We start from the raw sequence: 12,045 nt of genomic DNA, 5'->3' as shown, positions 1-12,045 counted from the left end.
TTATCCGGCTGTTGCCGATAGGGACGCGTGCATAATCGTCGGCTGTCCCACCATCGCGAGCCACCGACGAACTCTCCCCTGCCAGAAATGTGCTCAGCGCGATCGGTCTCATGGTGGTCCTTGGTGTCCTCGCGTCTTTTCGATCGGCGGCAAGTTCCGGCTGGCCTCCGACGTTGCCTGACCGGCTCTACCGAAGAGCAGGGTACGGTCTCCTGGTCTGAGCACCGTCGACCCAGGTAGCCGCATGAATCCGTCAACGACCGAACGTCCACTCACTCGCCGACAGCAGTGGGAGCGCGCGACCAATCTGCCGTTGATGGCGCTCGCGGTGGTGTTCGTCATCATGTACGCGTGGCGGGTGCTCGACACCGAGGTGTCACCGCGGCTCGATACCAGCCTCGTACTGGCGGATATCGCGATCTGGGCGGTGTTCCTGATCGATTTCGTGGTCAGGCTGTGGTTGTCGGGCGACCGGCTGCGCTTCGTGCGCAAGCATCCACTCGACCTGCTGGTCGTGCTCGTGCCGCCGTTTCGTCCGCTGCGCCTGCTGCGGGCTTCGCTGCTGCTGCTCGACGCCCTCAACCGCGCGACGCACCCGCGCACCCGCCTGGTGACGTTCGTTGCCACCAGTTCCGTGCTGATCCTGCTGCTGTCGAGCCTGGCCTTCTTCGACGCCGAATACGGCGCACCCGACTCCAAGATCGAGACATTCGGTGACGCGCTGTGGTGGTCGGCGGTCTCGGTGACGACGGTCGGCTACGGCGACGTCTACCCCGTGACCACCGAGGGACGACTGGTCTCACTGGTCCTGATGACATTGGGCATCGGCCTGATCTCCTTCGCCATCGGCACCATGACCAGCTGGGTCGTCGAACAACTCAAGACCGTCGACGACGCCGCCGACCGCGCGGAGAGCATGCTCAGCGAGCTGGTCGACGAGATCAGAGCCCTACGGATCGAGGTCGCCGAACTCCGTTCCGATTCCGGAACGCCGACGACCTCGCCCGACTAATTCACCGCGGCGACAGGCTTTTTGGCGGGCGAGGGATCCGGCGCGACACCGTCGTGCGCGACCATCGCCTCTTCCCGGCCCATGGTCGGCCCACCCGCGAGCAGCCCGATGATCGGCCACGGCGCAGGTTCGGCCTTGACTTCCTCGAGGCCGAGGGCCTTGACCGCGTCAGCGTTCTTGATGCCGAACCGGACGCCTGTGTCGGCGACATAGAACAGGCTGTCCTTGCGACGGCTGTTCGGCTCGATGCCGGTGGACTGCACGTACGCGCCGGAGGCAGGCGGGATGAAGACCGTGTCGGCGTTGGGGCCCGCGCCGTCGGCTTGCGCCAGGTCGACCATCTTCGCCTTGTCCGGGATCGGCAGGTCGATGCCGGACAGCAGGGTCAGTTCGGCGCGGGCGGTGGCGTCGGCGTTGTCGGTGGCGCCGGCGATCGGCTTCCACGACATGCAGCTGACTGGCTGATCCTTGGCGGTGATCAACGTTGGCCGATCGCGCGGGTAGTCCTGCACCTTCAGCGTCTCCACATGTGGCGCGAAGGTGTAGTCAGTGGACTGAATCGTCGTGCCGTTCATCATCGTCGGATAGAAATTTCGGATGATCTGCGCGGTCATCGTCGAAATCGACTGCAGACCTTCCTGCAGCACTACGTAGTTCTGGTTCGGCTCGTTGAAGACCTGGACCACGTCACCGATCTTGTGGCCGCTCACGCTGTAAGACGGTGTGCCACCGGGATTGCTGATAGTCGGCGTGATCAACGGCAACACTTCAGGAATCGCGTTCAGTAGGCCCTCGCCGATCGGGCGCGGCGTCGTTCCTCCGACGCCGAGCGCCAGAGTGACCGCCGGATCGTCCATCTTCACGCGAGCACGCTTGCCGTCGTAGACCAGGTAGGTTGCGTCCTTGCCCTTCACGAGCATGGCCTTACCGTCTTCGACTTTCGACGCCTTGGCGCCCAGACTAGGGTCACCGGCCAGCACCGACGTGGTCAGATCGGCACTGCCGTCGGACTTGAGCCGATCGCACACCGTCCACGCCCGGCCCTTGCCGCCCTTGTCGTAGAGGATCGACGACGGGGCGCCCGGGATGCCGATCAGCTGACCGCGCGGCTTCTTGCCGAGCTCGGATTCCTTGACGATCGCCGCTTTCGACGCCTCACCGGCGGCCAATCGAGCCGAGGCCAGGTTCAGCGCGGGATGCACGACATTGTCGACCACCACGTAGACGCCGCCGGATTCCTTGGCGATCAGGATCTTGCTGTCGCCGATCTTGTCCTGCGGGCGCAGCAGCGCGAGCACACCACAACCGGCGAGAACCACGATGCCGAGCACCAGTCCGACCACGTAGGCGCGGGTCTGCGCGCGCATCGGGTCGTGCAGCATTCGCACATCCCGGCGCACCAGGGCGTGCTCCATCCTCCGCACCAGGAAGCGGTATCCGCTGACCTGCCAGCGCGTTGTGGGTTTTGAAGGCATGGTTCCTCCCCCGAACAGTGCTCTCGTCCGGGCAACACAGTACAGTTCCCGGCAGCAGTTGTTCGCATTCGGCCATCGGCCGATCGACAATCGGGTACCTGGGGGAGGAACGAATGGCTGAGTTCACCGGGGCGGGACCGCGCCCGCTGTTCGGTCGGATTTCGCTGCCGCACCTACTCATTGCGCAGGTCCTCGGCCTGACCGCGGGGGTTGTCGCGCTGCTCATCGGGCTCGATCCGCTGGCGTCGCTCGGCATCGCCATCGTGGTGGCGCTGGTGCCGTTGATCCCGATCGGCAAGCGCACCGTCCTCGACTGGATCTCGACCATTCGCCGGTATTCCGGCAAGCGTGAGTACACACTCGGCGACACCGTCGACTTCCGTGACACCGACGGCCGCTCGCTCGGGCTGTACTGGGACGGCAGCCGCGTGGTCACCGTCGTCGAGGTACTGCCGCCGCGCGGCGGGCTGACCAGGATCGCCCGCACTGCCGTGCATGCCTCACACCTGTTGCCGCTGCCCGAATTGGCCGCGTGCCTCAACCAGCACGACATCCTGCTCAGCGGGATCGACATCATCAGCCACGGTCACCGCAGCCGGTCTGGTACGCCCGCGGGCGCGATCTACGAATCGCTGCTCGGCCCACTGCCCGCGACCGCGCACCGCACGGTGTGGCTCGCGATCAGTTTCGACGCGGTGGCCTGCCCCGATGCGACGGCTCGTCGCGGTGGCGGCACCGATGGCGCTTCCCGCTCGGTCACCATCGCCACCCAGCGGATCATGCGCACGCTCGAAGACGCCGATTGCAACGCGCGCATCCTCACCGCGCCGGAGATCCGCAAGGCCGTGCAGCAGATCACCGCGGGTCTGGACCCGCGCACGCTGAGTCAACGGTGGAAGTACGCCGAGATCGGCAACGCCGTGAACATCGGCAGTGCGGTGGATCCCAAGCAGTTGGGCTCGGATCTGCTCGCGCAGCTGTGGGTCGCTCCGTCGCGGGGCACTACCGTCGCCGTACGGCTGCGTCCCGGTAGCAATGCCGAATCCGTCAGCGTCGGCGCCGCATGGCGATTGACCGCGCGCGAACTTCCGGAGAAGACCAAGTCCAAGGGCATGGTGTCGATGAGCGGCCGGCATCGCGACGCGCTGCTGGCGCACCTGCCGATCGCGGTTCCCGGGGTGGACGACACGATCCCGACCATCGAGTACCCGATCGATATCATCGGCGCGCTGCATCTTCCGTCGTCGGGCTGCGGGCAGCTGCTCGGTTCCGACGACGAAGGCAACGGCGTCGCCACCCGGATCGTCGGTGTCGGCATCTCCACCGTGTATGTGGCAGGCGAGCTGTATCTGGCCCAGCAGTTGGTGTTCCGCGCGCTGGCCGTCGGCGAACGGGTGTTGGTGCGCACCGACCGGGCGCAGGCCTGGGAGCAGTTGGTGACCACCGTCGGCAATCCGGAGCGGCTGACCATCGCCGTCGAAACACACCAGTCCGACGCGAGTTTCACCGCGACGGTCGTCGACGGTGTGCTCGCGCCCGCCCCACACGCCGGTGTCACCACGATCTACCTCACCGGCGATCCGAACGGCTGGCCCGCGTCACGCCCCGACCTGGAGATCTTCCAGCCGGGCGCGATCGGCAACCGCGTCGTGCTGCGCACGGGAACGACCAGGGTGAACCTCACGCTGGTGTCGATCCCCCGCGAGTCGACCTACATCGGCCAGCCACGTGGTCAGCGCGCGATGGCCGGCGCCTGACCGGTCAGCCCGGATAGGGTTCGACAGTGCGGGCTGCCCGCAACGTCGTTCCCCACCAGTGCAATTGGTTGAGCATGCGGTCGCACGCGTCGATCGCGGCGTCGTCGTCGGTCATGCCGGTCTTGTCGAAGCGGCGCTTGGCCTGGGCGAAGCTCACCGACTCGCGCACCGACACCATGTGCAGTTCCGCAACCACCTGACGCAACTGCTCGACCGCGCGCAACCCACCCGAAAGACCGCCGTAGGACACGAACCCGATCGGCTTGGCCCGCCACTCGTACTTGGCGCTGTCGAGCGCGGTTTTCAGCGAAGCCGGATAGCCGTGGTTGTACTCGGAGGTGACGGCGACGAACGCGTCCGCCGCAGCCAACCTGGCCCGAAACGCCTGGACCTCCGGCGTTTCGGTGAGGTCGACGGGCAGTGCCAGATCACGCAGATCGAGCACCCCCACCTCGAATTCCGGTCGCTCGCCCAGCGCGGTGACCAGCCAGCCGGCCACCACGGGAGCGAAGCGCTCGGGGCGGGTACTGGCGACGATGATCTCCAACCGCAGCGGTGCGTTCATGGCGTCGAGCTTATCGACACGCAATGCCCCGCTCCCGGAGCCGAGGGGCGACTCGTGCACGATAGAGCTGTCGGTTTCGTTCATGGGGCGCAGGGGGTCGCACGTGATTATCGGACGTTGGCAGTTGGTGGAGACGCTGGGGACACCACAGACTTGGTCGATGCTGACCGCGGGGACCACGCCGCGCGAATGGGCGTCGTATCAGCGGGCGATTCCCGCTCGGCTGCAGCCGTTGATCGCGGCCGTGCACGAGACGGGAGCGCCGGTGGAGGAGGTACTGCCGAAGTCGCGCAATGCGTGGTCGGAGTCGCGGTTTCGCGCTGTGCCGGTGCGGTGGCCCGATGGGGACACGCACGCGGTGAAGGTGTGGGTCGGGCCGGACGTCCCGGCGGAGGAACTGCGTGTCGCTCCGTTCCAGGTCGACGCACGAGCCCGCGTCGTGCGCACCCGTCCCGGTCTCGGACCGCACTTCGGTTCGACGCCGGTCGAATACAGCGGCGCCGAGCCGTTCGAGCGGATCGAGCGATTCGATCGAGACCTGGAATTCGTTGCCGCGCTGCACCGTTCGGAACCTCGGAGCCGATGGTCGGGGGTCGCCACCGTGCATTCGAAGGTCGGGCCACGGTCGCTGTTGGTGGCCGCGCGCAACGGCGGCGACGAGCAGCGGCGGTTCGCGTGGCGTGGGGTCACCGTCGATGTCACCGACAGCATTGCCCCGCAACGCAAGTCGTTCGAAGCCTCGACGCTCGAGTTGCTGCGCGAATCCCGGCCCGGGCTGTACCTGGTCATCCTCGACACCGCGCAGATTCGGGCGGTGCGGTGGGTCACCGAGCCGGTGCCGGGGCTGACCTGGCGCGGGGTCGACGAGCGCACCGTCCCGCATCCCGACGACCGCCCGCGAATCGCCGCGCTGCGCGCCGAAGTGCTGGGCGGCGCCACGCGTGCCGGGCTGAGCGGGTTGCGGCTGGCCGCCGAGGCGGGTGGCTGGTTCACCGTCGACGTCGAGGTGTCACCACTGCCGAGCGGCGGCGCGGCGCCCGCCTTCGTTCTCGCTCAATTGCAGGTCACCGCACCGCCGGGATGATCAGGGCAGTTCGAAGGGCAGCGACACCCCGGCGTGTACCCGGCAGCGCTCGCAGGTGTCGGTGCTGTCGACCGCGGTGACCGCGCGACGCAGGAGCTCCTTGAACGGTCCGAGATTCTTCTTGAACTCGGCGAACACGTCCACCGCGTGCACTCCGTGGCCCTCCTCCAGACCGGCATCCAAGTCGGTGACGAGAGCGACTGCGGCGTAGCACATTTCGAGTTCGCGAGCGAGGACGGCTTCGGGGTGTCCGGTCATGTTGACCAGGTCCCACCCCTGCCCGGCGAACCAGCGGCTCTCGGCGCGGGTGGAGAAGCGCGGGCCCTGCACGACGACCATCGTGCCGCGATCCTCGACCCGAAGCTCACCCGCCGACTTCACCGCGGCGGCGCGCAGATCGTCGCAGTAGGGATCGGCGAAGGAGACATGCACGCCGCCGCCGTCGAAGTAGGTCTGTGGACGACCCGAGGTCCGGTCGACGAGCTGATCCGGCACGGCCACGGTGCCGGGACCCCAATCGGCACGCAGACTGCCGACCGCGCACGGCGCGAACACCCGGCGCACCCCGAGCGAGCGCAGCGCCCACATGTTCGCCTGGTAGGGCAGGGTGTGCGGCGCGAACTCGTGTTGCTTGCCGTGGCGAGGCAGGAAGGCGACGGCACGGCCTTCGACCTCCCCGATCGCGACCGGCGCGCTCGGCGCGCCATACGGTGTGTCGACCTCGACGTGCGTCGCGTCGTTGTCGAAGAAGTCATAGAAACCGCTGCCGCCGATGACGGCGAGTGCGGGCCGGGGAAGCGAACTCATGGCGTCGATTCTTCCGTCCGGGCCGACCGCGCGCAGCACCGGGGACTGTCATCTGACAATTTCACCGCGAAACTGTACCCTAGGGGGGTATTAGTTCGCCACGCGAGCTACCAGGCAGGCGAGGAGACCTTCGGTGACAACACCCACCCCCGACACCGCGACCGGCGACGAACACGCAGGCCACGCAGGCCACGGCTACATCACCGCCAAGGACGACTACCTCAAGCGACTGCGCCGCATCGAGGGCCAATCGCGCGGACTGCAGCGGATGGTCGAAGAGGAAAAATACTGCATCGACATCCTTACCCAGGTCTCCGCCATGACCAAGGCACTGCAGGCCGTTGCGATGGGGCTGCTCGAGGACCACATCTCGCACTGCGTCGTCGACGCGGCGGTTGCCGGTGGGCCCGAGGCCGAAGCCAAGATCAAAGAGGCTACCGACGCGATCGCCCGGCTGGTCAGGTCCTGATCGACCCCGTTGGCGTGTTCTACTGAGTGTTGCCAGCAGGATGCTCGTCGATTCGCCACCGGGAGGACCGTCCATGTCTGTCGATTCCGCCGTCGTGTCCGCGCGCTCCGAGGACGGCCGCTCGTTCATCGTCGACGACGCCGCGGCGAGCCCCTTTCCCGCCGGATCTCTGATCGTGGTCAGCTGCGGGGGGCGTAGGCAGCTCGCGCTGGTGGAGGAACGGACCGCGACAGCGCCCATCGGGTTGCGCGGCCGATTGATCGGCGAGCTCACCGACAATGGTGTCGACACCAGAGCAAGCCATGCCTTCGACGGCGGTGCGGTCAGCGCGGCCGATCGCGACACCGTCGCCGCGCTCCACCACACCACCGGCGCCGAGCTCGAGGTGGGGGTGAGCCTTTCGGCGCCCGGCGGTCCGGCCCGCCTGCTCCCGACCCGCTTCAACCGTCACACCTTCTGGTGCGGCCAGAGTGGTTCGGGCAAGACCTACGCTCTCGGCGTCGTCCTCGAACAGCTGATCGCCCATACCGCGCTACCGATCGTCGTCTTCGATCCGAACTCCGATTTCGTGCGGATCGGCGAGGTGGTTCCCGGTGCCACCGGCCCGACCGCCGACGCATTGCGCGAACGCGATATCCGCGTGCTCCGGCCGAAGGGCGACCCGCCCGGTCGCCTGCGCGCGAGGTTCATCGACATGACGTTGACCTCGAAAGCGGCTGTGCTGCAGCTGGATCCGGTGGCGGATCGCGAGGAGTTCAACGAGCTGATCCATCTGTCGGCGATGCTGGTCGGCGAGCTCCACGAGGTGCTGATCCGCCTGCGCGCCGTCGACACCCCGGCTCGCCGCCGCCTCGCGATGCGAGTGGAGAATCTGGGATTGCTCGACTGGGAGGTGTGGGCCGGAACCGATCGGGCGGTCACCGACATCGTCGCCGAGCGGCCCGATGTGGCGGTCCTCGATCTCGGCGGATTCTCCACGCCCGCACAGCAACTCGTCGTCGCCCTGTCGGTGCTCGACGAGCTGTGGGCACGGCGCGAGGAACGACGACCGGTCCTGCTGGTGATCGACGAGGCGCACAACCTCGCCGCACCCGGGCTCGATTCGCCGGTTGCCGTCGCGGTGCGCGAACGATTGATCCAGATCGCCGCCGAGGGCCGCAAATTCGGCCTGTGGCTCCTGCTCTCGACGCAACGCCCGTCGAAGGTGCACCCCGGCATCATCTCCCAGTGCGACAACCTCGCCCTGATGAAGATGACGTCACCGGCCGACCTCGCCGAGCTCGGCACCTACTTCGGCTACGCGCCGAGCGGCCTGCTGGCCCAGGCTCCCTGGTTCCGGCAGGGTGAGGCGTTGCTGGCGGGCGGATTCGTCCCGACGCCCACCCTGGCCAAGGTGAACACGCGACTGACCCGTGAGGCGGGCGCCGATGTGTCGGTGCCGCTGCGCTGATCACCGACCACGTATCTACGCCCGCGCCGGCTCGACCCGCACCGGCTCGCGTCGCACGACCCGACCACTCGACACCCGGAGCGGCTGCGACCGCTCGGCACGCGGCACAGCCGCGGCGGCCGTGCGCAAACTACGACTGAGATCCAGATCGGCGTAGAGCAGTCCCTCCGCCCCTTCGGCCAGCGGCGCGGCGAGTTCGAGCCCGCCGGGTCCGAAGATCCGCGAGACCCCGCCACCGCCACGCAGCAGACGCCGCTCTGGTGTGCGCGCGTCGACGACCTCCCAGCCGGCCACGGGCACGACCGCGACAGGCGCGATGACGTAGGTGGACCCATCCATCGCGTAGCGGACACTGGCGGCGGTATTGAGATCGGGTCCCCACTCCTTGCCCTCGCCGTAGTACACGGTGAAGCCCGACCACGCCGAGACGTGGATCTGTTCGCGCTGATCGTGCAGCTGTCCGCGCAGGTCGGCGCGAAGATGATCGGCGCCGCCGAGCACCCCGATCCGGCCGTGCACAGTGTCACGGACCAACGGTCGCCCACCTGGTGAGCCGCTGAACACCGTGCGTTCGAGTCCGGTCGGTTCGGCCTTGCGAGCGACGGCGATGGTGCCGTCGGCATCGATCAGGGCCTGGGACATGAAGACCTCGCGGCCGGCCCGCTCGGCGATGCCGATCGAGACGTGGACGCCGGTGCGGCGGGCCGCGTACGCGATGGCGCGCAGTTCGGGGCCGTCGGCGGTCACCGCGTTGGCCAGGTACCTGGCCAGGAATTCCTCACCCCAATCCACCGAATTGAGCCACATCCACCACGGGAATCCGGGCAGGAAGGTCTCCGGGAAAGCGATTAGTTGCGCACCGCCGCGTTCGGCCATCTCGATGTATTCGATTGTTTGTTCGACTCCGGCGGACAAATTCAACCACTTCGGCTCGGCCTGCACCGCCGCCACACGTATCCGACTCATCGTGCCCCCTTGTCGCTCAACCCAGTGAAGAGTGTTCAATTCACTCTCTCGCAGAATGGCGCCACACAAACTGTCATCCCGTGCCAGTCGACTGACCCTCCGTGCCAATTCTCTGATTGCCGTCGATGCACTCGGTCGAACGGAACCCATCGTAGCCGTTAATGAGTCATGCCGAGGACACCGAAGTGTCGACCATTCTTTCGGTGTGGATAGATCGAATTAAGCCGCTGTCGGACATGCGGTAATACGGTTGATCAGACGGACAGCGCACTCGACGCGATCATGCGAAATTCGCCGGGGGTCATCCCCGTCTCCAATCGGAAGGCACGGAAGAAGTGACGTTCGGAGGCGAAACCGGACGCGATCGCGACGGTCGCCGTCGCCCGGCCGGGGTGGCGAGTCAGCAGGGTGCGCGCGCACTCCACCCGCATGCGCCGCAGCACAGCGCTGAGCCCGTCTTCCACGTCACCGAACAGTCGATACAGCGTTCGCCGCGATACCAGACAGGCACGCGCGATGTCGTCGATCGTCAGGCTCGGGTCGACACACCGGGCCCGCATGAAAGCGAGCACCTGCTCGCGGGTCAACGCCTGCGCCGACTCACCCGACGGGATTTCCCCCGAGGCCAGCCGGACCGCGGAGGCGAGCAGTTTGATCCCGTTGTCGGCCAGCACGGCCGCATGACCGGGGGCGCTCTGCTGGATGCGGGCCAAATCGCGGAAGAAGGCGGCGACCACCCCGCCCGCGCTGTCGGCGGCGACCGTCACCGCGGTCGGCAACGGGAAACAATCGGAACCCAGCTGGTGGCGCAGGACCTCGAGCGGCGTCTGTACGACGACCTGTGCCCACGAACCGCTCAGATCCCAGTGATACGGGCGCGAGGTGTCATAGAAGACCATCTCACCGGGGTGCACCAACGCGACTCGATCGTCCTGGTAGAGCAGTCCCGAGCCTTCGGTCAGGATGGAGACCAAGAGGAATTCGCCATCGGTCTTCGCGATTCCGCGCGGAGTGCGGCGGATGCGCTGGGCGCTCGCGCTGACCGTCGACAGGTCGAAGCCCGGCTGCCTGCTGCGTTCGATCCGGCCGTGAAAGGCGTCCTCACCGGTCAGATCGACCATCAGCGGGACGTAACTCTCCGAGAGCAGCGACTCCCATTCGGCGAACGATTCGCTAACCCCGGCATGGGACTGCGCGAACTGCATGGCAGCGCCTCGCTTCCTATCCGAATCGAACAGCAAACACCTGGCGTCACACGATCATCGGGCTCGCCTAGCGCCGAGCCTGCCAGATCAGCCGTTTCGTTTCCATCGAATGTTTCCGAATGGGATGATTCGTCGACACCGAAAAGGTATCTAGCACTGCCGATTCCAGCGGATATCCATGCTGAGTCTTTCATAGTGAAACCCCCATGTGAGACACATCACCATGCGTAATCTGGTGGGTGTCGGCCTCAGAATTGGGCGCCGGAACGAGCAATCACTCGGTATTCGCCCGGTGTCATGCCCGTCGCCGTCCGGAACGCACGATAGAACTGTCGCTCGGTGGCGAATCCCGACGCCGTCGCCACCGCGGCGATCGAATGGAAGTCGTCCGCTGCCAGCAACACCTGCGCGCGCTCCAAGCGCAGTCCGCGCAGCACTCCCCCGAGACCGCCTTCGAACTCCGCGACCACCCGATAGAGCGTGCGCCGCGATACCCCGCAGGCATCCGCTATCCGCTCGATCGTCAAGCCGGGGTCGGTGAAGTTGGCGCGCAGATAGTCCAGCACCTGCTGCCCGTTCACAGCCTCGATCTGGGCCCGGCCAGGTCGACCGCCCGACGCGATCGTGGCCGCAGCGCCGAGAAGGTCGATCCCGCTGCTCGCGAGCACTGCCGCGGATTCCGGATCGACGCGGTGCAACTCGGCGACCCGCTGGAAGAACCTGGCCAGCATCGGCCCGACGCCGCCGTCGCCGATCACTATCCCAGCAGGCAGAACGTCGGCACGAACCCCCAGGTAGTCGACGACATGCTGGCGGGGCACACGGATGGTGAGGTCCTCGATCATGCCCTCGGAGCGCCACCGAATCGGCTGGGCGGTGTCGTAGAAGATCATCGCGCCCGGCGTCATCTCGACGCGATTTCCCGCGTGCTCCACCTGGGCGCGCCCGGCGAGTACGACGCTACCGACGACATGGAATTCATCGGCTCTGGCAATATGCCGTTGCGTCCGGCGCAATTCGTGACCTTCGGCAATCACGGTGCCTACGGAGATATCCCCGAAGTCGGCCGATCTGATTCGACCCTCGAACGGGCGCGGCACGGTGGGTGAGATCGACACTTCGGTGATCGCGCGAGCGACCAACTGTTCCCAGTGCTCGAACGCATCCGACGCCGCGATCCGCGCGGTCGAGCAGACCTCGGGAAATCCCTCGAATGCTGTCATCGTCGGATTCCGCTATTTCGCTGCGACTATCG

At 66.8% G+C, this 12,045-nt stretch carries 11 protein-coding genes; 5 read left to right on the top strand and 6 right to left on the bottom strand.

Annotated features, from left to right (window positions below):
* The first annotated feature begins 244 nt into the window (after nt 1-244).
* Entirely contained in the window at nt 245-1,012 is a 768-nt protein-coding gene (locus tag QX204_RS02585) for a potassium channel family protein (protein ID WP_301905003.1), read from the top strand.
* On the opposite strand, the gene eccB is transcribed toward QX204_RS02585, so the two are convergent.
* Nucleotides 1,009-2,577 (bottom strand): type VII secretion protein EccB, encoded by a 1,569-nt coding sequence (gene eccB / locus QX204_RS02580; protein ID WP_367620152.1) that lies wholly within the window; start codon nt 2,575-2,577, stop codon nt 1,009-1,011. The genes QX204_RS02585 and eccB overlap by 4 nt on opposite strands.
* A gap of 23 nt (nt 2,578-2,600) precedes the next feature.
* Between eccB and eccE the strand changes: the two genes are divergently transcribed.
* Nucleotides 2,601-4,244: a type VII secretion protein EccE gene (eccE, locus tag QX204_RS02575; RefSeq protein WP_301905002.1), complete on the top strand. Its 1,644-nt coding sequence runs from the start codon at nt 2,601-2,603 to the stop codon at nt 4,242-4,244.
* Between the two features lie 4 nt (nt 4,245-4,248).
* On the opposite strand, the gene QX204_RS02570 is transcribed toward eccE, so the two are convergent.
* Complete coding sequence (locus tag QX204_RS02570) at nt 4,249-4,809, bottom strand: NADPH-dependent FMN reductase (protein ID WP_301905001.1); 561 nt, start codon at nt 4,807-4,809, stop codon at nt 4,249-4,251.
* A gap of 160 nt (nt 4,810-4,969) precedes the next feature.
* Here QX204_RS02570 and QX204_RS02565 point away from each other — a divergent pair, with 160 nt between their 5' ends.
* Entirely contained in the window at nt 4,970-5,893 is a 924-nt protein-coding gene (locus tag QX204_RS02565; protein WP_301905000.1) for a GAF domain-containing protein, read from the top strand.
* On the opposite strand, the gene QX204_RS02560 is transcribed toward QX204_RS02565, so the two are convergent.
* Nucleotides 5,894-6,700 (bottom strand): S-methyl-5'-thioadenosine phosphorylase, encoded by an 807-nt coding sequence (locus QX204_RS02560; protein ID WP_301904999.1) that lies wholly within the window; start codon nt 6,698-6,700, stop codon nt 5,894-5,896. It lies immediately after the preceding gene.
* 133 nt (nt 6,701-6,833) lie between these two features.
* Between QX204_RS02560 and QX204_RS02555 the strand changes: the two genes are divergently transcribed.
* Both QX204_RS02555 and QX204_RS02550 read left to right on the top strand, forming a co-directional pair.
* Complete coding sequence (locus QX204_RS02555; RefSeq protein ID WP_063004986.1) at nt 6,834-7,169, top strand: metal-sensitive transcriptional regulator; 336 nt, start codon at nt 6,834-6,836, stop codon at nt 7,167-7,169.
* 73 nt (nt 7,170-7,242) lie between these two features.
* Complete coding sequence (locus tag QX204_RS02550) at nt 7,243-8,619, top strand: ATP-binding protein (RefSeq protein ID WP_301904998.1); 1,377 nt, start codon at nt 7,243-7,245, stop codon at nt 8,617-8,619.
* A 15-nt stretch (nt 8,620-8,634) separates the two neighbouring features.
* On the opposite strand, the gene QX204_RS02545 is transcribed toward QX204_RS02550, so the two are convergent.
* The 3 genes from QX204_RS02545 to QX204_RS02535 form a co-directional block, all read right to left on the bottom strand.
* Nucleotides 8,635-9,585: a nitrilase-related carbon-nitrogen hydrolase gene (locus QX204_RS02545; RefSeq protein WP_301904997.1), complete on the bottom strand. Its 951-nt coding sequence runs from the start codon at nt 9,583-9,585 to the stop codon at nt 8,635-8,637.
* Between the two features lie 254 nt (nt 9,586-9,839).
* Nucleotides 9,840-10,790: an AraC-like ligand-binding domain-containing protein gene (locus QX204_RS02540; protein ID WP_301904996.1), complete on the bottom strand. Its 951-nt coding sequence runs from the start codon at nt 10,788-10,790 to the stop codon at nt 9,840-9,842.
* A gap of 248 nt (nt 10,791-11,038) precedes the next feature.
* Nucleotides 11,039-12,013 (bottom strand): AraC-like ligand-binding domain-containing protein, encoded by a 975-nt coding sequence (locus tag QX204_RS02535; protein ID WP_301904995.1) that lies wholly within the window; start codon nt 12,011-12,013, stop codon nt 11,039-11,041.
* Between the last annotated feature and the right edge of the window lie 32 nt (nt 12,014-12,045).

The organism is Nocardia sp. PE-7 (genome assembly GCF_030486425.1).
Classification (GTDB): domain Bacteria; phylum Actinomycetota; class Actinomycetes; order Mycobacteriales; family Mycobacteriaceae; genus Nocardia; species Nocardia salmonicida_A.
The sequence above is the reverse complement of the archived record's forward strand: the minus strand, read 5'-3'. Positions and strand labels throughout refer to the sequence as shown.

What these genes read in the sequence shown, in the direction of transcription:
- QX204_RS02585 (WP_301905003.1), top strand. Translation starts at nt 245, where the DNA reads ATGAATCCGTCAACGACCGAACGTCCACTCACTCGCCGACAGCAGTGG.
- eccE (WP_301905002.1), top strand. Translation starts at nt 2,601, where the DNA reads ATGGCTGAGTTCACCGGGGCGGGACCGCGCCCGCTGTTCGGTCGGATT.
- QX204_RS02570 (WP_301905001.1), bottom strand. Translation starts at nt 4,809, where the DNA reads ATGAACGCACCGCTGCGGTTGGAGATCATCGTCGCCAGTACCCGCCCC.
- QX204_RS02565 (WP_301905000.1), top strand. Translation starts at nt 4,970, where the DNA reads ATGCTGACCGCGGGGACCACGCCGCGCGAATGGGCGTCGTATCAGCGG.
- QX204_RS02560 (WP_301904999.1), bottom strand. Translation starts at nt 6,700, where the DNA reads ATGAGTTCGCTTCCCCGGCCCGCACTCGCCGTCATCGGCGGCAGCGGT.
- QX204_RS02550 (WP_301904998.1), top strand. Translation starts at nt 7,243, where the DNA reads ATGTCTGTCGATTCCGCCGTCGTGTCCGCGCGCTCCGAGGACGGCCGC.
- QX204_RS02545 (WP_301904997.1), bottom strand. Translation starts at nt 9,585, where the DNA reads ATGAGTCGGATACGTGTGGCGGCGGTGCAGGCCGAGCCGAAGTGGTTG.
- QX204_RS02540 (WP_301904996.1), bottom strand. Translation starts at nt 10,790, where the DNA reads ATGCAGTTCGCGCAGTCCCATGCCGGGGTTAGCGAATCGTTCGCCGAA.
- QX204_RS02535 (WP_301904995.1), bottom strand. Translation starts at nt 12,013, where the DNA reads ATGACAGCATTCGAGGGATTTCCCGAGGTCTGCTCGACCGCGCGGATC.